Source organism: Aliiroseovarius pelagivivens, assembly GCF_900302485.1.
In the GTDB taxonomy this organism is placed as follows: Bacteria; Pseudomonadota; Alphaproteobacteria; order Rhodobacterales; family Rhodobacteraceae; genus Aliiroseovarius; species Aliiroseovarius pelagivivens.
The window spans coordinates 2,387,659-2,406,345 of sequence record NZ_OMOI01000001.1 but is presented as its reverse complement, the minus strand read 5'-3'; the positions used below and the strand labels follow the sequence as shown (position 1 = coordinate 2,406,345).

Sequence of the window (18,687 nt, the reverse complement as noted above, 5' to 3'; positions counted from 1 at the left end):
CCCGCCTAGATCAGGGCGCTAGGGCACAAGGGCTTGTTTGAAAGGACACAACATGCCCACCTGGACCGCTTTGACCACCCTTGATGGACAAGATGCCGCCGAAGCCCTTGGGGCCGCGATGGAAAACCTTGTGCCGGAACCCACGGGCGTAGGTGTGTTCGAAATTGAAGATGACAGCGGCATTTGGGAGGTCGGGGGCTACTTCGTCGAAGAACCCGATGCGGCAGGTCTTGCGCTTTTGGCGGCCATGCATGGTGCCAATGATTTCACCGTGTCCGAGTTGCCCGAGGTCGATTGGGTCGCGCATGTCAAACGCGAACTGGCTCCGGTCGAGGCAGGACGCTTTTTCGTTTATGGCAGCCACGACGCTGCATCCCTGCCAGACGACAAGATCGGGCTGCTGATTGATGCGGCGATGGCTTTCGGAACCGGGCATCACGGCACCACTTTGGGCTGTCTGCGCGCTTTGGATCATCTGGTGCAGGACGGCTTTGAGGGTGAAAACGTAGCGGATATTGGCTGCGGCACGGCCGTTCTTGCTATGGCGGCGGCCAAAATTTGGCCCAATCCCGTGATCGCAAGCGACATTGACGAGGTTGCTGTGGATGTTGCCCGCGCCAATGTGTCGGCCAATGCGCTTGAAGACCGTGTGGCTTGTATTGAAGCTGCAGGGTTTGGAGCAGACGATATTTCATCGAAGGCTCCGTTCGATCTTGTTTTCGCCAATATTTTGAAAGGCCCCTTGATCGGATTGGCTCCGGATATGGGGCAAAACATCGGTCAAAATGGTTATGCGATCCTATCGGGGATTCTTAATCCTCAGGCTGATGAAGTGCTTGAGAGCTACAATCAAAACGGGTTCGATCTTGTGAAACGTGATGAGATTGGGGACTGGACCACATTGATTTTGCGGAAAAAGTGATGAAATTGTGGCGGGAAACAATAGGTTTCCTAGCATTTGCCACAAATTTGCTTTAATCTGACAATTGCTGCTTAATTATTAATGGGCTCTGCAACTAGGGGAAGTTGACCATGGCCGAAACTCAAGTAAGAGATTTTCGAAAACGCGTACGGCAAATTGATCGCCGTCATACTAAACTAGCTCGGGGCTATGTCCACTTGGTGGAACGTGACGGGCTTCTGGTTCCACAGGAAACACATTTGAAAAGTCACAGCTTTCCGCTGCGTGCGATTCTGCTCGTTCTTGTCGGATTTGTTCTGTTCAAAGGGATACTTGTCAGTCAGGTCGGTCTTTCAAGCTACACGACGCGGCTGGAAAGCCTCGCCGAAGGTGGCGCGATCGAGAAAGCTGGCGCCTGGCTGATGCAGATTGATCCGTTCACGCTGGCTGTTGCCGAATTCGTCGTGGGTCTATTCTGAACGAACCAATTGGTTCCTTCTAATCAAGTTGAAAACCCATCCGGAGAGCTCCGGGTGGGTTTGCTTTTGTGCCCTTATCCGGGCTTGTAAGAGCCTCGCGACATTTTTCGCCGCTTTTAGGCTCGAAAAAAGGCGACATCGTTGTTATCTGGTCTGTCGAATGAACAGCCGTAAGCTGTGCGACCGGTGGGAAGCCCGCCGTGCCGTGCGCGACACGCCAGAAAGGAAGAGGCCACATGGCGAAGATCACCTATATCGAGCACAACGGAACCGAACATGTCGTGGACGTTGCCCCCGGCCTGACCGTCATGGAAGGCGCCCGCGACAACAACGTCCCCGGCATCGAAGCAGATTGCGGCGGCGCCTGCGCCTGCTCGACCTGCCATGTCTATGTAGACAACGCTTGGATCGAAAAAATCCCTGCGAAGGATGCCATGGAAGAAGACATGCTGGATTTCGCGTTCGAGCCCGACGCGGCGCGTTCACGTCTGACTTGCCAGATCAAAGTTACCGATGAACTTGATGGCCTTGTCGTTCATATGCCTGAAAAACAGATCTGATGCGCGGCGTTAAAGCCGCTCTCATTTCCTTCTGTCTGGCCGCACCCGCTGCGGCCGACATTGCCTCCGCGCGCTATACCGAACCGACGGACCGCTATGGGCATGGTGCTGTGCCCGGCGGAGAGCACGGCGCGCTTGAAGTCACGCTGAACGACGGTACCCGTGTTTTGGCGCGCGTTTCCGGAGGCGTCTTCGAAGACACAACCCCACGCCTGCACGACTTTGACGGCGATGGCGCCCCTGAAGTCGTGACGGTTTTCAGTGGTGACAACACCGGCGCGATGGTCCGCATCTACGGGTTGCACGACGGTTCACTGACCATGCTTGGCAGCAACGCCCCAATTGGCACCCGCCACCGCTGGCTGGCCGTGGCCGGGATTGCCGATTTCAATGGCGATGGAGAAGCCGAGATCGCCTATGTTGACCGCCCCCACCTTGCGCGTCGTTTGCGGCTGGTGACCGTGGATGCGACACAAACGCCGTTCACCTTCAAAGAAATCGCGTCTGTGGGGGGGCTGACCAATCACAAATATGGCAGCCCCGACATCGAAGGCGGCGTGCGCATCTGCCCTGACCAAGCGCCCGTGGTCGTCACCGCCAGCGCCAACTGGTCTCGCGTGATGGAAGCGCGCCTGATCGATGGAGAGTTCGAGATCGCCCCGATCGGCAAGTACAACGATCCAAGCAGCCTAGCCGCAGCACTTCGCTGCGACTGACCTAATTTTCTTACCAGAAATATCCTGGGGGAACGTGTCCCCGATAGGGGCGCGTGGGGGCAAAGCCCCCTACAAGCTCACGACTCGAACCAAACGCCGCAATATTAAAGCGCGCGCCAGCCAATGTCCGAGCGGTTGAAGCCCTCTGGCCAGTCAATGCCCTCGATCATCGCATAGGCCCGGTCGCGGGCTTCTTGCAGGCTGTCGCCGCGTGCAGTGACGTTTAGAACGCGCCCACCCGAGGCAGTAATCTTGCCGTCTACTTCGGTCGTGCCCGCATGGAACACCATGTTTTTCGAATCTTCCGGCAGACCATCCAACCCGTTGATCACCGAGCCCTTTTCATAAGATCCCGGATAGCCATTCGCGGCCATCACAACGGTGATCGCATGATCGTCGGCCCAGTTCACCTGCGCTTCATGCAGACGCTCCTCTGCACAGGCCAGCATCAGGTCCAGCGCCTGTGCGCCAAGACGCATCATCAGAACCTGACATTCCGGATCGCCGAAGCGCACATTGTATTCGACCAGCCGTGCTTGTCCGTCCTTGATCATGAAACCTGCATAAAGCACGCCCTGATATGGCGTTCCGCGTTTGGCCATTTCGTCCACGGTTGGCTGCACAATTTCGCGCATGGCGCGGGCCGCGATCTCGTCCGTCAGAACCGGGGCGGGCGAATAGGCACCCATGCCGCCGGTGTTCGGTCCCGTATCACCATCCCCCACGCGCTTGTGGTCTTGCGCAGTGCCGATGGGCAGCGCGGTCTTGCCGTCGCAGAGGATGAAGTACGAGGCCTCTTCGCCCTCCATGAACTCTTCAATCACCACTTCCGCGCCCGCACCGCCGAAGGCACCGCCAAACATGTCGTCAATCGCATCCAGTGCGGTTTCAACGTCCATCGCGACAATCACGCCTTTGCCTGCGGCCAGACCATCGGCCTTAACCACGATGGGTGCACCCTGTTCGCGGATGTAAGCCTTGGCGGCATCGGCGTCGGTGAAGTGGCCGTAAGCTGCGGTGGGCGCATTCGCCGCGTCACAGATTTCTTTGGTGAAGCTTTTCGAGGCTTCCAGCTTTGCGGCCTCGGCAGACGGTCCAAACACCTTGATGCCCGCCTCGCGCAAACGATCCGCCACGCCCTTCGCCAAAGGCGCTTCGGGGCCGATGATTACGAAATCGATGGTGTTTTCCTGTGCGAAGGTCGCGACAGCGCCGCCATCCTCGATATCCAGTTTTGCGCATTCCGCGATTTGGGCCATGCCCGCGTTGCCCGGCGCAACGATCAGCCGGTCGCATTTCGGGTTCTGCATCACCGCCCATGCTAGCGCATGTTCGCGCCCGCCACTGCCGAGAATGAGGATGTTCATGGATGCTCTCCCTATGCTAGTTGTGAGGGAAATACAGAAGCAGTGAGGCAACGACAAGCATGCAGAGCGAAAACCTTTGGCGCGCCATCCAAGCCCATCAGTTTGACGTCCCCGGTGCCGATCTTCCATTTTCCCGAAAACTGGCAATAGCCGAGAAATGGAGCGACGAATTCACCCTTGGTGCGATCGAAGAATACCGCCGGTTTTTGTTTCTGTCGCAGCTCTCGGATAAACCTGTCACGCCGTCTGAAGTGGTCGATAAAGTTTGGCATTTGCACATGACCTATACGCGCGACTATTGGGACGTGCTGTGCAAGACGGTTCTGGGTAAGCCACTTCATCACGAGCCGGGTATGCAAAGCACGGACAGCGCGCGTTTCGCCGATCAGTTCAGCCATACCAAGGCGCTCTATCATGCGACGTTCGGAAACCCGGCTCCGGACGCGTATTGGGCGCCACCGCCCCCGCCGGGCGCGTCGAAGTTCCGCATTGCTATGGCGAGTTTGGTTTCAGCAGGGGTGGCTTTAGCTGGCGTCATAACCGGCGACCCTGTTTATATCACCATGAGCTTGGTCTTCGCTTTTTGCGCGTGGTTCTATATTTCTGGCGTTCTTATCGCGGGCAAACCGATTGCTGCTCATATGAAAACGGGGAACAACCCGACTGGTTGCGCAACAAGCTGCGGAGACGGCGGATGTGGAGGAGACTGAGATGGACCTGATCGACGATCCCCAGCCGGGTGAAAATGCACCGGAGTTTACCGTTTCCGAAATCTCCGGCGCGGTGAAAAAAACCATCGAGGGTGCGTTCGGTCGCGTCCGGGTACGCGGCGAAGTCGGCCGTGTGATGTTGGCGCGTTCGGGTCACTTGTATTTCGACGTGAAGGACGACCGCTCGGTCATTGCCGCGGTCAGTTGGAAGGGCCAAGTCAGCCGCCTGTCGATCATGCCGGAAGAGGGCATGGAGGTCATCGTCTCGGGCAAGATCACCACTTTTGGCAACCAGTCAAAGTACCAGATCAACGTGGATGACGTCGTCGTCGCGGGCGAAGGCGCGTTGATGGCGATGTTGGAAAAGCGCAAGAAAGCGTTGGCGGCCGAGGGTCTTTTTGCGCCTGAACGCAAGAAAAAGATCCCTTACCTGCCCGAAGTGATCGGGGTTGTGACCTCGCCTTCTGGGGCTGTTATCCGCGATATTCTGCACCGGTTGCGTGACCGCTTTCCCCGTAAAGTGCTGATCTGGCCCGTCGCGGTGCAAGGTGATGCCTGTGCACCGCAAGTTGCGGCGGCCATTGAAGGTTTCAATCGCATGACGCCGGGCGGAGCACTGCCACGCCCCGATTTGTTGATCGTTGCGCGCGGCGGTGGCTCGATCGAGGATCTGTGGGGCTTTAACGAAGAGAGTGTCGCGCGGGCTGTGGCGGCCTCGGACATTCCGTTGATTTCAGCAGTGGGACACGAAACCGACACGACGCTGATCGACTTCGTGTCCGACTTGCGTGCACCGACGCCCACGGCTGCTGCGGAACACGCTGTACCGGTGCGGCTGGAGCTTTTGGCGTGGACGGAAGAACAAGGCACCCGCCTGACCCGCGCGTTAGAGCAGGGCGTCAATCAACGCAGCCAGCGCCTGCGTGACCTGTCTCGCGCGTTACCCCGCGCGGATAGCTTGCTGGATGGACCGCGCCAGCGACTGGATACGGCGGGTCTTAAGTTGCCTGTTGCGCTGACCCAGATGACACAAGCGCGGCGGGTGAAGCTAAGCGAAGCTTCTGCCGGTCTACGTCCGCGGGCATTGACTGCACGTCTTGCGCCGCTGCGGGATCGGTTGAACATGGCGACCACGCGCCTTGGCCCGGGGTTGTCGCGTGGTACAGCGCAGCATCGACGCGACCTCGACCGCTTGGTCGCGCGTTTGGATGCTGGGCGCATTGCACAGGCCAATCAGCAGCGAAATCAAGCGCTTCAGGACGCATCTGCCCGGCTGGACAATGCCTATCTGTCAGCGGTGTCGCGTCAGAAAGACCGGCTGGCAGCACTTGAGCGGATGCGCCAGACACTCGGTTATACCGAGACCCTGAAGCGCGGTTACGCAGTCGTGCGTGGCGACGGCGATGTGGTGACGACACAGGTCGCGGCCAGCAAAGCCTCGGCGCTAGAGATCGAGTTCGCGGATGGCCGTTTGACGCTGGATGGATCCGCGTCGGCCCCTGTCACAACAGCTCCGACAGCCAAACCTGTCCGCAAAGCAAAGCCCAAGAAAGACGCCCCGGATCAAGGGTCACTTTTCTAAGCTCTAAGTCTTATTTCTTGCGTGGACCCGGTCGGCCTTGTGGTTTGCCGCCCGCGTTCCAGTCGCGTGACCCGCTGCCACCAAAGCTTTTGCCAGTCGGGCGTTGCCCGGGTTTCCCGCCGGGTTTCCCACCAGAACGCCCAGTGCCCTTGAATGCGGGCTTGGCGCCCGGTTTGCTGCCATGTTTCCCGCGCGGTATTTCAGCACGCTTGCGTACCGGGGTTTTCTCTGGTGCTTCCATGCCCAGCTGTTCACGCACGACACGCTGGCGAATCTCTTCAACCTCGCCGGACTTCAATTCGCCCAGTTGGAACGGGCCATAGCTGACGCGCAGCAGGCGGTTCACCGACAGGCCGATGGCTTCCATCGCGCGGCGAATCTCGCGGTTTTTGCCTTCACGAATACTGATGGTCAGCCACGCATTCGCCCCTTGTTGCCGATCCAGAGAAACCGACATGGGTTGGAACCGTTCACCATCAACGGTGATTCCCTTGCGCACGGGCGACAGCATGTCGTCCGTTGGCTTGCCCTTTACCCGTACGCGGTATTTGCGGGTCCACCCGGTCGAGGGCAGTTCCAGCTTGCGCTTTACGCCGCCGTCATTGGTCAGAAGCAACAGCCCTTCCGAGTTCAAATCGAGCCGCCCAATGCTCATCACACGCGGCATGTCTTCGGGCAGTTTGTCGAAAACGGTCTCGCGGCCCTTTTCGTCCTTCGCCGTGGTCACCAGCCCGGTCGGCTTGTGATAGAGCCAGATGCGCGGCGGCTCGGGCTCGGCCACGGGTTTGTCGTCCACAAGGATCTTGTCCTTGGGCGTCACGTTCAGGGCTGGGCTGTCGATCACCTTGCCGTTTACGCTGACGCGTCCGGCTTCGATCATGCGTTCGGCTTCGCGGCGGCTGGCAATGCCTGCACGCGAGAGAACCTTGGCGATCCGGTCGCCAGCTGGGGTGGGTTTATCCGTCATACCCCCGCATACCTTGCGCCGTCGGAAAGGGGAAGCCTTGGCAATCGCAGGCGGGCCGGGCATGAAGGGGCATGACACGTTTTAAAAGCCATATGGAGACGGCCTTGGCCGAGGCCCGCGCCGCCGCCACACGCGGCGAGGTGCCTGTGGGGGCCGTGTTGGTCTCGCCTGAAGGTGAGGTGATTGCGCAGGCCGGAAACCGCACCCGTGAGCTGAACGATCCCACCGCACACGCCGAGATCCTTGTGATCCGCGCGGGCTGTGCCAAAGCGGGATCCGAACGCTTGCCGGGCTATGACCTTTACGTCACGCTTGAGCCCTGTCCGATGTGCGCCACAGCCATTTCGGCGGCGCGGATCAGGCGGGTGTATTATGGCGCGGCGGACCCGAAATCGGGCGGAGTGGCGCAAGGCCCGCGCATCTTCAGTCATCCGCAATGCCATCACGTACCGGAAGTCTATGACGGCCTTGCCGCCGAGGAATCCGAGGTGCTTTTGAAAACCTTCTTTGCAGCAAAGCGGGATTGAGCCCCGCCAATGGCCCGCACGGCTTGCAGCCTGACGCCCCGCGCGATAAATGACGAGGCAACGCGCAACGGCGCACACACATCCGGAGACACCTTATGTCGATTGATATCGAAACCGCGCGCAAGGTTGCGCATCTGGCCCGCATCAAGGTCGAAGACGACCGCCTGCCGGAGCTGGCCGAGAATTTCAATGCGATCCTTGGGTTCATCGAGCAATTGAATGAAGTAGACGTGGAAGGTGTCGAGCCGATGACCTCGGTCACACCGATGCGTCTGAAGCGCCGTGAGGATGTGGTGACGGATGGCGGTATGCCGGAAAAAATCCTGTCCAACGCACCGGATGCCCGCGAAGGCTTTTTCGCGGTTCCCAAAGTTGTCGAATAAGGGGGCAGGGATATGACTGAGCTGAACAAACTGACGATTGCCGATGCCCGTGACGCGCTGCGGAAGGGTGATGTGACCTCGACCGAAATCACCGAGGCCTGCCTGACCGAAATCGAAGGCGCCGGTGCGCTGGGTGCTTTCGTGCACAACACCCCGGATCTGGCGCGCGAGCAGGCGAAAGCCGCTGATGCGCGTCTTCAGGCTGGCGACGCGCCCGCCATGTGCGGCATCCCGCTGGGCATCAAGGATCTGTTCTGCACCAAAGGTGTGCCTTCGCAGGCGGCTTCTAAAATCCTTGATGGGTTTAAGCCGGAGTACGAATCGACCGTCAGCCAGAACCTGCTGGATGCGGGCACTGTGATGCTGGGCAAGTTGAACATGGACGAATTCGCCATGGGCTCGTCCAATGAAACCTCGGTTTACGGCAACGCTGTGAACCCGTGGAAAGTGGATGACCGCGACCTGACACCGGGTGGCTCGTCGGGTGGCTCGGCTTCGGCTGTTGCGGCTGACCTGTGTTTGGCGGCAACTGGCACGGACACCGGCGGCTCGATCCGCCAGCCTGCAGCCTTCACCGGCATTACCGGCATCAAGCCCACCTATGGGCGTTGCTCGCGCTGGGGCATCGTGGCCTTCGCATCCTCGCTGGATCAGGCCGGCCCGATGACCAAGTCGGTGCGCGACGCGGCGATCATGCTTGAGGCCATGTGCGGACATGACGCGAAAGATTCGACGTCTGCCGATATTCCGGTTCCGGATTTCGAAGCCATGCTGACCGGCGACATCAAGGGCAAGAAAATCGGGATCCCGAAAGAATACCACATGGAGGGCATCCCCGCAGAGATCGAAAAGCTCTGGGCCGATGGTGCTGACATGCTGCGCGACGCAGGTGCCGAGATCGTCGATATCTCGCTGCCGCACACGAAATACGCGTTGCCGGCTTACTATGTGATTGCGCCTGCTGAAGCCTCGTCGAACCTCGCCCGCTACGATGGTGTGAAATACGGCCACCGCGCCAAGCTGGACGCCGGTGACGGCATTGACGAAATGTACGCTAAAACCCGCGCTGAAGGCTTCGGCGACGAGGTGCAGCGCCGCGTAATGGTCGGTACCTATGTGCTGTCGGCGGGTTTCTACGACGCATACTATAACCGCGCTCGCCGTGTGCGCGCGCTGATCAAGAAAGACTTCGACGATGTGTTTGCTGCGGGTGTGGACGCGATCCTGACCCCGGCCACGCCGTCTGCGGCCTTTGGTCTGGGTGAAATGAAGGACGCAGATCCCGTGAAGATGTATCTGAACGACGTCTTTACTGTGACCGTGAACCTTGCTGGTCTGCCGGGCATTTCGATCCCCGCTGGTCTGGATGCTCAGGGTCTGCCCCTTGGACTGCAGCTGATTGGCCGTCCGTGGGAAGAAGGCGACCTGCTGAATATCGCCCACGAAATCGAGGCACGCGCCGGCTTTGTGGCGAAGCCCTCGAAATGGTGGTAAAACGCGCCTGATTGGCGTGACATCAACCCTAAGGAGCCTGCGATGCGCATCACTGTTGGACTTGCCCTTCTTGGCCTGATGGCGGGGTGTGTGTCGCCTCTGCCGGATAGCCGGTCACCGGATGGTTTGGCGGGGCGGGCTGCTGCGGTGAATGCCGACGGGCAACCCCTGTCAGCCTTCGGGGACGGCAGCTCGGTAGATACAACGCCAACCATGGCATCCGAAGCCGCCGGGATTTCCGATGAACAGGATTTCGCAGCCGTGTCCGCGCGTGAAAGCATCGAAAGCGATGCCGCGCGTTTGGAAGGGTATCGCGCGAACTACCAGCAGGTACAGCCCGAGGCCGTTCCGGATCGGCCGTCCGGGAATTCGGCTTCGATCGTGCAGTTTGCTTTGTCTACGACCAACTCGGTCGGGCAGCCTTTGTATCAACGCTCGGGGCTGTCGGGTGATGCGCGTGCGCGACGGAATTGCTCGCGCTATACCTCGGCAGACTTTGCCCAGATTGCGTTTCTCGAGAGCGGCGGCCCAAAGCGGGACCGCTATGGAATTGACCCAGACGGCGACGGTTTCGCCTGTGCATGGGATCCGGCACCGTTCCGGGCCGCGCGCGGAGTGGCCGCGACGCCAACCGTGACGACCGAAAGCGTAAGTGCAGCCGAGCTGGAAGCAATCGGCATCACAACAGAACCGGCCACCGTGCCGGCTCCGACGCAACCAGCACCGGTCGCGCCTCCCGCTCCTGCGCAACCTGTTCCTTTGCCCGGTAATACGCTGAACATCTCGACCGAGTGATGCAGCCTATTTCGCACCCGTCCCCGAATTTCGGCCCGCGCCGGGATGGGCTGATGCCGTCTTTGATCGTTCTGCACTATACGGCTATGCCGGACCCGCAAGAGGCCTTGGAGCGCCTGTGCAGCCCCGAATACGAGGTGTCTGCGCATTATCTGATCCATCGCGACGGGCGGCTGTTTCAGATGGTTCAGGAAGACATGCGCGCCTGGCATGCGGGGGCAGGGTCTTGGGGCGGTCACGAGGACATCAATTCCCGCTCCATTGGGATCGAGATGGACAATGACGGGGCATCCCCGTTTTCCGAACCCCAAATGGCGACGCTTGAGGCGCTGCTGCCGGGGATCATGACGCGGTGGACAATTGATTCTACTGGAGTGATTGGTCACAGCGATATGGCCCCTTCGCGGAAATCTGATCCCGGACGGCGGTTTGACTGGGCACGTTTGGCGCGGCAGGGATTGGCGGTCTGGCCTGAAGGCGGGGCTGACGAGGTGAACCCAGAACGGTTTCTGAAGCTGCTTTCGCAATTTGGCTATCCCGTCGCCGATGGGGTGGACCCGTTGCTGGAAGCCTTCCGTCTGCGTTTCCGCCCTTGGCATCACGGGCCTCTGGATGCCTGTGACATGGGGATTGCAGCTGACCTTTCCCGACGCTTCCCCGTTGACCGGCCCGGTCTCATCGCCTAAGTCCGATTCTGCGCGGATGGCTGGATGACCGCGGGTGACTGTTGGGGCGTGCCCCTTCGTGACGCGAGGAAAGTCCGGACTCCACAAGGCAACGGTGCCGGGTAACGCCCGGCCGGGGAAACCCGAGGGAAAGCGCCACAGAGAACAGACAGCCTGCGCATGCGCGGGTTATGGTGAAACGGTGGGGTAAGAGCCCACCGCGCTTCTGGCAACAGCGGCGGCACGGCAAGCCCCACCGGGAGCAATGCCTAATAGGGATCGCGCGGGGGTAACCCCAGGGGTGTCTTGCCCCGAGCAGATCCGGGTTGGCAGCTTGAACCTGTTGGTAACAGCAGGTCTAGAGGAATGGTCATCCATGGTGGCAACACCGGGACAGAATCCGGCTTACAGGCCATCCGCGCGTATTAATTCTTCGGCCAAACGGGTTTTTCGCCCCAAGCAGGAGTTTAGCAGCAAGAAAATCGTATGGGCTGGGGGATTCCTCTGCTTTGCGGTTGACTCGGGTTGGAATGGCGCTAAAAGGCGGGTTCCAGAGATTTACGCCGGGCGGCATGCGCCCGCCCGATAGGAGCTGTTGTTATGGCGAAGCCGACCACAATCAAAATCCGCCTGAACTCGACTGCGGATACCGGCCACTTCTATGTGACCAAGAAAAACGCACGCACCATGACCGAGAAAATGGTTGTCAAAAAGTACGACCCGGTTGTGCGCAAGCACGTTGAATACAAAGAAGGCAAGATCAAGTAAGATCGCCATTCTTTGGGTAAAGAGCCGTCCCTTTGGGGCGGCTTTTTTCGTTTGTAGCTACCTGTGCAGGATTTGCGCTGCCACTTTGCGGCCTAGAAGGTAATAAGCATTCGGTCCCGGGTGGAACCCGTCTGCGGCCATCATCTCGGGCGTCAGCGGCACATCGAAGGGCATGTAGTCCACCCCCATGGATGCCGCTTGCTCGGCAAGTGCGTGGTCAAAACGGCGGGCTTGGAGCCCTAGAACCCAGCGCAGTGGGTTGGGAAGCAGCGGGAAGCGATCGATCGGAGGAATTCCGGTGGCGATCACGCGCTTCGCACCCCATTTTTCGAAAAGAAGTGTGTAAAGTTCGGCCCGGCAGGCCAGCAACCGATACAGCGGCATTTGGCTAGTCACGTCGTTCACGCCTAGAACCACCAGCACGATATCGGTCTGCTCGGGCTTTTGAGATTTCAACAGGGGCAGGGTGGTGCGGGTCGTCGATCCTGTCCGGGCCAGCAGGCGCCACCTGACGTGATACGAGGTGCCAAGCGCACTGACGAGCTGCCCTGATAGGGCCTCGGTCTGATGGGGGGCACCAACCCCTGAGGCAGAGCTGTCGCCTACGATCATGAGCGACAGGTTGGGACCGGTCCCCTGCGCCCCGAAGCGATGTCCGGGCGGCTCGGGAAGCGTGGTTGCTGTCTTCCGTACCTTCAGCGCCTGCGCGGTCAGCAGCGGGCTTAGGATGAGCTTCGCAATGTTTTCAAACAACCAGTTCATAGGCTTACCTTAGCGCAACAAAAAAGGGCCGGTCACTAGGACCGGCCCTGAAAGCACGTCAACGTGTTCCGATTACTCGCGGTTACCAAGGAACTGCAGCAGGAACATGAACAGGTTGATGAAGTCCAGGTACAGGCTGAGTGCGCCCATGATCGCGGATTTCGCCAGCCATTCGCTGTCCATAGCGTGGGCGTGTGCGATGTAGTCGGTCTTGATTTTCTGGGTGTCATAAGCGGTCAGGCCAGCAAAGATCAGAACACCGATCACCGAGATGGCGAAGTGGATCATCGACGAGCCGATGAAGATGTTCACGATCGACGCGACGATGATGCCGATCAGACCCATGATCAGGAAAGCACCCATCGGTCCAAGGTCGCGCTTGGTCGTGTAGCCATAAAGGCTGAGACCCGCGAAGGCGATGGCGGTGACCAGGAAGGTCTGTGCGATGGAAACACCGGTGAAGATCACGAAGATATAGGCCAGCGACACACCCATCACAGCCGAGAAGGTATAGAAGAACAGCTGAGCGCCAGCGGCGGACAGGCGGCTGATCATTGCGCCAAAGGCGAAGACCATGATCAGCGGGGCAAACATCACGATGTAACGGGTAAAGCCGGTGAACAGCGTTTCCATCATCGCGGCATTGTTGCCAACAGCCCATGCGGCGGCGAAGGTCAGAAGCAGACCCACCGACATGGTGCCGTATACTTTGTTCATGTGGGCGCGCAGCCCTTCGTCGATCGCGGCGCGTGTACCCGCACCTGCGCGAATCGTGTCAAACTCAGCCATTGAGACCTCCAAGCAAACTTATTGATGCGGAATCCCAAAAGAAAACCGCCCTTGACCGATATATTGGCAAGGGCGGCGCAATTTTCAAGTGTTTAACAGCGTGAATTGATCACTGTTGCCAATGCGAAGGCACATCCCAGATCGGGCGGCTGGCTTCGCGTTGCGCCTGTTCACGTGTCAGGCCCAGATCATCCAAGCGATGGGCGTCCAGCTGCGACAGAGCTGCACGTTCGCGGCGGATTTCCACAGCGGTCACAATCCATGTCAGTAGCGAGAAGTTGCGTTTCGCAACGGGGGCATTGGTACAGGTTACAGCGGTCATCTCGTCTCTCCTTCGTGATTGCGATGAATGATGTGTGTTGCATCAAATTTCGTGATTGTTATGGTTGATCGTGAGGGATAAGTAAAATGAATGATTTTGTAATGAATCATCACAGGAGTTGATATGCCGCGTAATCTTGATCTGACCGCATTGCGCAGTTTTGCGACCGTCGCAGATGCCGGTGGTGTCACCCGTGCAGCCGGACTTTTGCATCTGACGCAATCAGCGGTGTCCATGCAGCTGAAACGTCTCGAGGAAAGTCTGGGGCGTCCGTTGCTGGACAGATCTGGGCGGGGCGTGTCCCTGACCGCAGATGGCGAGCAGCTGCTGGGATATGCGCGCCGCATCTTGCGTCTGAATGACGAGGTTTACGCGCGCCTGACCGATCAGGCATTTGAGGGCGAGGTCGTTCTGGGGGTGCCCGCCGACGTCGTCTATCCAGCGATTCCCAAGGTTTTGCGCCAGTTCCACGCGGCCTATCCACGGATGCGGGTTCAGCTGATCTCGTCTTATACCAGCCGGTTGAAGGCGATGTTCGCGCGGGGGGAATGTGACGCTATCCTGACCACGGAAGAGGACATGGATGCTGGTGGCGAGACCCTAACGGCCCTTCCATTGGTTTGGGTTGGTGCACCGGGGGGGCAGGCGTGGCGTCAACGCCCATTGCGCCTGGCATTCGAGCACAACTGCATCTTCCGCAAAGGGGTGCAGCAGGCGTTGGACGAGGCAGGCATCGCGTGGGAAATGGGGGTCGAAAGCGATTCGACCCGTACCATCGAAGCGTCACTGTCTGCGGACCTCGCCGTTCATGCGGTGATCGAAGGCACAGTGCGCAGTGATCTGGATTTGGTCGATCATGGCGGCGCGCTGCCGGACCTCGCGGTGACGCAAGTGAACATGTACGCCGCCAAAAGCAGCAATCAGGCGATGGACGATCTTCTGATCATGATCCGGCGTGCCTTTGACGAACTGTAAGGCCCTCGGTGGGGCCTAGCTGTTCGGCCCCATCGTGACCACGACCTTGCCGGTGGATTTGCGACTGCGCAAAAGCTCTAGCGCATCCTCGGCCTGTTCAAGCGGCAGGGTGTGACTGACATGAGGGTTGATCTTGCCCTGCGCATACCAGTCCAGAAGCTGGCGCAAACTATCGGTCAGAACCTCAGGTTTGAACTTCAAATAGCCACCCCAGTACAGCCCGATTGTGGTGATGTTCTTCACCAGCATGTGGTTTGGCTTCAGGTTAGGCATGTTGCCTGAGGCGAACCCGATAAACAGAAACCGCCCATCGGGTTTCGTGGCGCGGAACGCAGCCTCGCCTTGTTCGCCACCTACAGCGTCATAGACCACATCTGCACCGCCAAGGGCCTTCACGGCCTCGCGGATGTCTTCGGCGGTGCTGTCTATGACGTGATCCGCCCCTGCACGTTTGCAGATCTCAAGCTTGTCAGCCCCGCGTGCGCAGGCAATGACCCGTGCGCCCATCACTTTGCCGATCTCGACAGCCGTCAAGCCGACGCCGCCCGCGGCGCCGAGCACCAGCAAGGTCTCGCCGGGCTGAAGGCGTGCTTTGTAATCCAGCGCAACATGGCTTGTGCCATAAGCGATCTGGAACGCAGCGGCGTCTTCAAAGCTCATGTTGTCGGGCAAAGGAAGGCACCGATCCGCAGGAAACACGCCTTCGTCGGCCAGCCCATCTTTGCCTGAGAACACGACAACGCGCGTGCCGGCGGCAGGGCCATCAGTATCTGGTCCAAGTTCGGTCACGATGCCTGCAGGCTCCATCCCAAGAGAAAACGGGACGTCCGGCGTGTCCTGATAGCTTCCTTTGGTCATCAGAAGGTCGGCAAAGTTTAAGCCGCAGGCGCGGATATCCACGCGCGCCTGACCGGGGTCGATGGGCAAGGGCTGCATGTCTGTCAATGCAGGGCGTTTGCCCAGTTCTGTAACGCGAAATGTTCTCATGGGGCCTCCTGATGGTGATGTAGCGCGGTAATAAGGAAAAATCGAGAGGGTCACAGCCGCAACTTTGCCCAAGCCGATTAACGGGTTAAATTGCAATGCTTTCTTGAATATGTTAGGGAGCACTTGTGCGCGGGCTATGCGGGGTTTCACCCGCAAGGGTGGTGAGCGGCTTTCTGCACTCGCCGTCCCTTCTTGTCTCTAGTGCTCGATTGTATCTTTTTCATTCGCTGACGCGGCGAGTGTTGCGTAGGAATTATGTAAGGCTGCTTTGCAGCTTGTTAACGAGGAGTTGTTGGATGAAGCATCCTGTGGATATCCATGTAGGCAAACGAGTACGCCATCGGCGTTGGATGGTGGGCATGACCCAGCATCAATTGGCCGAGAAAGTCGGCATCAAGTTCCAACAAATTCAGAAATACGAGACCGGCATGAACCGTGTGTCGGCGTCTCGACTTTGGGACATGGCTGCAGCCTTGTCCGTGCCCGTCAACTTCTTCTTCGAAGGGTTGGAAAACCACGCGAATGAAGTGGATGATGGCGCCGTGCCGAGCGATATCCTTGCCGACAAGGAAGCGCTGGAGCTGGTGCGCAGCTATTACGCTATTCCAGAAAACCAACGCCGCCGCTTGTTTGAACTGGCGCGCGTATTGTCAGATGTCGCCTGACGCTTGACGTGACTTGGGCATCGCTGGTACCGCGCTTATGACAGCATAGGGGATCGGCGATGCAGACGTTGGACGCACACACTCAGACTGACCTTATTCGCGTTGCAAACGCTTTGGCAGATGCAGCGCGTGAGGCGGTTCTGCCATTCTTCCGATCATCAGATCTGACGGCGGACAACAAGCTTGCAGAAGGCTTTGATCCGGTCACGGAAGGGGATCGGGCGGCCGAGAAAGTCATGCGTGAACTTCTGGCGGAGCTGCGCCCCGAGGATGCGATCTTTGGCGAAGAGTTCGGTGCGAAAGAGGGCACCAGTGGCCTGACGTGGGTGTTGGACCCGATTGACGGCACGCGTGGCTTTCTGTCCGGCACGCCCACATGGGGCGTGTTGATTGCTGTCGGGCCAGACACCGGCCCGCAGCTGGGCATCATCGACCAACCCTATATCAAAGAACGTTTCCTTGGCGGCTTCGGTGAAGCATGGGTCGAAGGGCCACTGGGTCGGCGCGATTTGAAGACCCGTACAACCTCGGACCTGTCTGATGCGATCCTGTTCACCACATTCCCAGAAGTCGGCACCGCCGAAGAAGGCGAGGCGTTTCATGCAGTGTCGCACCGGGCCAAGCTGACGCGCTATGGCATGGATTGTTACGCCTATGGGCTGGTCGCCGCCGGACAGATCGACATGGTGATCGAAGCAGGTTTGCAGTCCTACGACGTTCAGGCTCCGATTGCAGTGATCGAGGCCGCAGGTGGGATCGTGACCGACTGGCAGGGCGGTCCGGTGCATCAGGGTGGCCGTGTTGTGGCTGCCGCCAATGCAGACCTTCACGCGCAGGCGCTTGAGGTGCTGTCGAAGGTCTGAGGCCAGACCGTCCAGACAGATGCTTACCTGATTTTCTTGCCCCCGGCCCAGACCGCTGCAATTGCCCGGTCGTCTCCCATCATGATGGTTGGGAAGACTGCTTCCCAAATGCTTTCGGCCCGCGCTGCGCGTTGGGCGATCCCGGGGGTTGATGCCAGATCGACCGCGATGATGTCGGCCTCGTATCCCGGGGTCAGGCGGCCAATCTTGTCCTCCAGATGGATCGCCGCGGCAGACCCTGCGGTTGCCAGCCACCACAATTGCGCCGGATGCAGCGCTGTGCCTGAGAGTTGCCCGACCTCATAAGCTGCGGCCATGGTGCGCAGCATCGAGAAGCTGGACCCGCCACCGGTGTCAGTCGCCAGTCCGATCCGATGCCCCTGAGCCATCAGCCCCTGCATGTCAAATAGCCCTGACCCGATGAACGTGTTTGACGTCGGGCAGTGAATAAGGCTGGCGTCCAGTTCACGAATCCGGTCGCGTTCGCGTTCGGTCAGGTGGATCGCATGACCCAGCAGTGCACCTTTGCGGACCAGCCCGAATTTTTCGTACACATCCAGATAATCCCGCGCATCAGGGAAGAGATCCGCAACCCACGCGATTTCCTCGTGCTGTTCGCTGATATGGGTCTGCATCAGCAGGTCTGGACGCTCGGCCCAGAGCGCCCCCAATGCCTCCAGTTGTTCTGGGGTCGAGGTCGGCGCAAAGCGCGGCGTGATCACGTAGGACAGCCGGTCTTGCCCGTGCCAGCGTTCAAGCAGGGCTTTGCTGTCGTCATAGGCCGTCTGTGCGGTGTCTTGCAGATTGTCCGGAGCGTTGCGATCCATGCAGGTCTTGCCGCCAAGCACCCGCAGCCCGCGTGTCTGGGCTGCCGTGAAATAGGCGTCAACGCTTTCGGGATGAATTGTGCAATAGCTGACCGTCGTGGTGGTGCCTGCTGCTGTCACAAGATCAAAATAGGTCTCGGCGATCTGGGTGGCGTGGCTTGCGTCGCCAAACCGGCTTTCCTCGGGAAAGGTATAGCTGTTCAGCCAATCGATCAGCCGTTTACCCCAAGACGCAATAATGGCGGTCTGGGGATAATGAACATGCGTGTCGACGAAGCCGGGCGACAACAGCGCATCACCCATATCGGTCACACTGGCATCGGGGTGCTGGGCGCGCAGGGCGTCTGCTTCGCCTACATCTGCAATCACACCATCCTTCACCAACACAGCGCCGCGCTGGATATGCGTCGCCGCATCCTCGGGGCGCCCCTGAAACGGAGTATCGTTGAATTGAAGAACCTGTCCCAAAAGCAGTTCCATAGGAACCTCCTTGATCGCCGCCGTTTACGGTAGGCTGCGAAAATCCCCGGTTCAATGCCTTTCTGCTGGTTCACTTGCGGGATGGCTTGGCCTATGGTCAGCC

22 protein-coding genes and 1 other RNA gene are annotated in these 18,687 nt (G+C 59.2%); 16 read left to right on the top strand and 7 right to left on the bottom strand.

Going from position 1 to position 18,687, the window contains the following annotated elements; all coding sequences use genetic code 11:
* Positions 1 to 52 precede the first annotated feature (52 nt).
* The 4 genes from ALP8811_RS11610 (at position 53) to ALP8811_RS11595 (ending at position 2,656) form a co-directional block, all read left to right on the top strand.
* Positions 53 to 922, top strand: a complete 870-nt coding sequence (locus ALP8811_RS11610) for a 50S ribosomal protein L11 methyltransferase (protein ID WP_108857260.1) — start codon at positions 53 to 55, stop codon at positions 920 to 922.
* 239 nt (positions 923 to 1,161) lie between these two features.
* A complete protein-coding gene (locus ALP8811_RS11605; RefSeq protein ID WP_108857259.1) occupies positions 1,162 to 1,380 on the top strand; it encodes a hypothetical protein in 219 nt (72 codons plus the stop codon).
* 236 nt (positions 1,381 to 1,616) lie between these two features.
* A complete protein-coding gene (locus ALP8811_RS11600) occupies positions 1,617 to 1,940 on the top strand; it encodes a 2Fe-2S iron-sulfur cluster-binding protein (protein WP_108857258.1) in 324 nt (107 codons plus the stop codon).
* A complete protein-coding gene (locus ALP8811_RS11595; RefSeq protein ID WP_108857257.1) occupies positions 1,940 to 2,656 on the top strand; it encodes an FG-GAP repeat domain-containing protein in 717 nt (238 codons plus the stop codon). The genes ALP8811_RS11600 and ALP8811_RS11595 overlap by 1 nt, the downstream gene beginning before the upstream one ends.
* Before the next feature lie 104 nt (positions 2,657 to 2,760).
* On the opposite strand, the gene purD is transcribed toward ALP8811_RS11595, so the two are convergent.
* Entirely contained in the window at positions 2,761 to 4,023 is a 1,263-nt protein-coding gene (purD, locus tag ALP8811_RS11590; protein WP_108857256.1) for a phosphoribosylamine--glycine ligase, read from the bottom strand.
* A 59-nt stretch (positions 4,024 to 4,082) separates the two neighbouring features.
* On the opposite strand from purD, the gene ALP8811_RS11585 reads away from it, so the two are divergent.
* Complete coding sequence (locus tag ALP8811_RS11585) at positions 4,083 to 4,733, top strand: glycine-rich domain-containing protein (protein ID WP_108857255.1); 651 nt, start codon at positions 4,083 to 4,085, stop codon at positions 4,731 to 4,733.
* A 1-nt stretch (position 4,734) separates the two neighbouring features.
* A complete protein-coding gene (xseA, locus tag ALP8811_RS11580; protein ID WP_108857254.1) occupies positions 4,735 to 6,315 on the top strand; it encodes an exodeoxyribonuclease VII large subunit in 1,581 nt (526 codons plus the stop codon).
* Positions 6,316 to 6,325: 10 nt separating this feature from the next.
* Here the strand turns inward: xseA and ALP8811_RS11575 are convergent, their stop codons facing one another.
* Positions 6,326 to 7,282, bottom strand: a complete 957-nt coding sequence (locus ALP8811_RS11575; RefSeq protein WP_108857253.1) for a pseudouridine synthase — start codon at positions 7,280 to 7,282, stop codon at positions 6,326 to 6,328.
* Between the two features lie 71 nt (positions 7,283 to 7,353).
* Here ALP8811_RS11575 and ALP8811_RS11570 point away from each other — a divergent pair, with 71 nt between their 5' ends.
* From ALP8811_RS11570 to rpmG, 7 genes are all read left to right on the top strand, one after another.
* Positions 7,354 to 7,809: a nucleoside deaminase gene (locus ALP8811_RS11570; RefSeq protein ID WP_108857252.1), complete on the top strand. Its 456-nt coding sequence runs from the start codon at positions 7,354 to 7,356 to the stop codon at positions 7,807 to 7,809.
* 95 nt (positions 7,810 to 7,904) lie between these two features.
* Positions 7,905 to 8,192, top strand: coding sequence for an Asp-tRNA(Asn)/Glu-tRNA(Gln) amidotransferase subunit GatC (gene gatC / locus ALP8811_RS11565; protein ID WP_108857251.1), 288 nt, complete (start codon positions 7,905 to 7,907; stop codon positions 8,190 to 8,192).
* 12 nt (positions 8,193 to 8,204) lie between these two features.
* Positions 8,205 to 9,686, top strand: coding sequence for an Asp-tRNA(Asn)/Glu-tRNA(Gln) amidotransferase subunit GatA (gene gatA, locus ALP8811_RS11560; protein ID WP_108857250.1), 1,482 nt, complete (start codon positions 8,205 to 8,207; stop codon positions 9,684 to 9,686).
* A gap of 42 nt (positions 9,687 to 9,728) precedes the next feature.
* The gene (locus ALP8811_RS11555; protein ID WP_181363743.1) at positions 9,729 to 10,481 is read left to right on the top strand and encodes a hypothetical protein; all 753 of its coding nucleotides are present in this window, start codon (positions 9,729 to 9,731) and stop codon (positions 10,479 to 10,481) included.
* Complete coding sequence (locus ALP8811_RS11550) at positions 10,481 to 11,167, top strand: N-acetylmuramoyl-L-alanine amidase (RefSeq protein WP_108857249.1); 687 nt, start codon at positions 10,481 to 10,483, stop codon at positions 11,165 to 11,167. The genes ALP8811_RS11555 and ALP8811_RS11550 overlap by 1 nt, the downstream gene beginning before the upstream one ends.
* Before the next feature lie 12 nt (positions 11,168 to 11,179).
* Positions 11,180 to 11,570: RNase P RNA component class A (gene rnpB / locus ALP8811_RS11545), an RNA gene on the top strand.
* A 176-nt stretch (positions 11,571 to 11,746) separates the two neighbouring features.
* Positions 11,747 to 11,914: a 50S ribosomal protein L33 gene (gene rpmG, locus ALP8811_RS11540; RefSeq protein WP_008034579.1), complete on the top strand. Its 168-nt coding sequence runs from the start codon at positions 11,747 to 11,749 to the stop codon at positions 11,912 to 11,914.
* Positions 11,915 to 11,971: 57 nt separating this feature from the next.
* Here the strand turns inward: rpmG and ALP8811_RS11535 are convergent, their stop codons facing one another.
* From ALP8811_RS11535 to ALP8811_RS11525, 3 genes are all read right to left on the bottom strand, one after another.
* The gene (locus ALP8811_RS11535; protein WP_108857248.1) at positions 11,972 to 12,676 is read right to left on the bottom strand and encodes an SGNH/GDSL hydrolase family protein; all 705 of its coding nucleotides are present in this window, start codon (positions 12,674 to 12,676) and stop codon (positions 11,972 to 11,974) included.
* Between the two features lie 72 nt (positions 12,677 to 12,748).
* Positions 12,749 to 13,465: a Bax inhibitor-1/YccA family protein gene (locus tag ALP8811_RS11530; RefSeq protein ID WP_108857247.1), complete on the bottom strand. Its 717-nt coding sequence runs from the start codon at positions 13,463 to 13,465 to the stop codon at positions 12,749 to 12,751.
* 109 nt (positions 13,466 to 13,574) lie between these two features.
* On the bottom strand, positions 13,575 to 13,787 hold the full coding sequence (locus ALP8811_RS11525; protein ID WP_245924625.1) for a DUF1127 domain-containing protein: 213 nt from the start codon (positions 13,785 to 13,787) through the stop codon (positions 13,575 to 13,577).
* A gap of 123 nt (positions 13,788 to 13,910) precedes the next feature.
* Between ALP8811_RS11525 and ALP8811_RS11520 the strand changes: the two genes are divergently transcribed.
* Positions 13,911 to 14,762 (top strand): LysR family transcriptional regulator, encoded by an 852-nt coding sequence (locus ALP8811_RS11520; RefSeq protein ID WP_108857246.1) that lies wholly within the window; start codon positions 13,911 to 13,913, stop codon positions 14,760 to 14,762.
* Between the two features lie 15 nt (positions 14,763 to 14,777).
* Here ALP8811_RS11520 and ALP8811_RS11515 read toward each other — a convergent pair whose 3' ends face one another.
* Positions 14,778 to 15,749 (bottom strand): NADPH:quinone oxidoreductase family protein, encoded by a 972-nt coding sequence (locus tag ALP8811_RS11515; RefSeq protein WP_108857245.1) that lies wholly within the window; start codon positions 15,747 to 15,749, stop codon positions 14,778 to 14,780.
* Positions 15,750 to 16,045: 296 nt separating this feature from the next.
* Here ALP8811_RS11515 and ALP8811_RS11510 point away from each other — a divergent pair, with 296 nt between their 5' ends.
* Both ALP8811_RS11510 and hisN read left to right on the top strand, forming a co-directional pair.
* Positions 16,046 to 16,414: a helix-turn-helix domain-containing protein gene (locus tag ALP8811_RS11510; protein WP_108857244.1), complete on the top strand. Its 369-nt coding sequence runs from the start codon at positions 16,046 to 16,048 to the stop codon at positions 16,412 to 16,414.
* 59 nt (positions 16,415 to 16,473) lie between these two features.
* Positions 16,474 to 17,277 (top strand): histidinol-phosphatase, encoded by an 804-nt coding sequence (gene hisN / locus ALP8811_RS11505; RefSeq protein WP_108857243.1) that lies wholly within the window; start codon positions 16,474 to 16,476, stop codon positions 17,275 to 17,277.
* A gap of 23 nt (positions 17,278 to 17,300) precedes the next feature.
* On the opposite strand, the gene guaD is transcribed toward hisN, so the two are convergent.
* Positions 17,301 to 18,584 carry a guanine deaminase gene (guaD, locus tag ALP8811_RS11500; RefSeq protein ID WP_108857242.1) on the bottom strand — a complete coding sequence of 428 codons (1,284 nt, stop codon included), beginning with the start codon at positions 18,582 to 18,584 and terminating at the stop codon, positions 17,301 to 17,303.
* Positions 18,585 to 18,687: the final 103 nt, after the last annotated feature.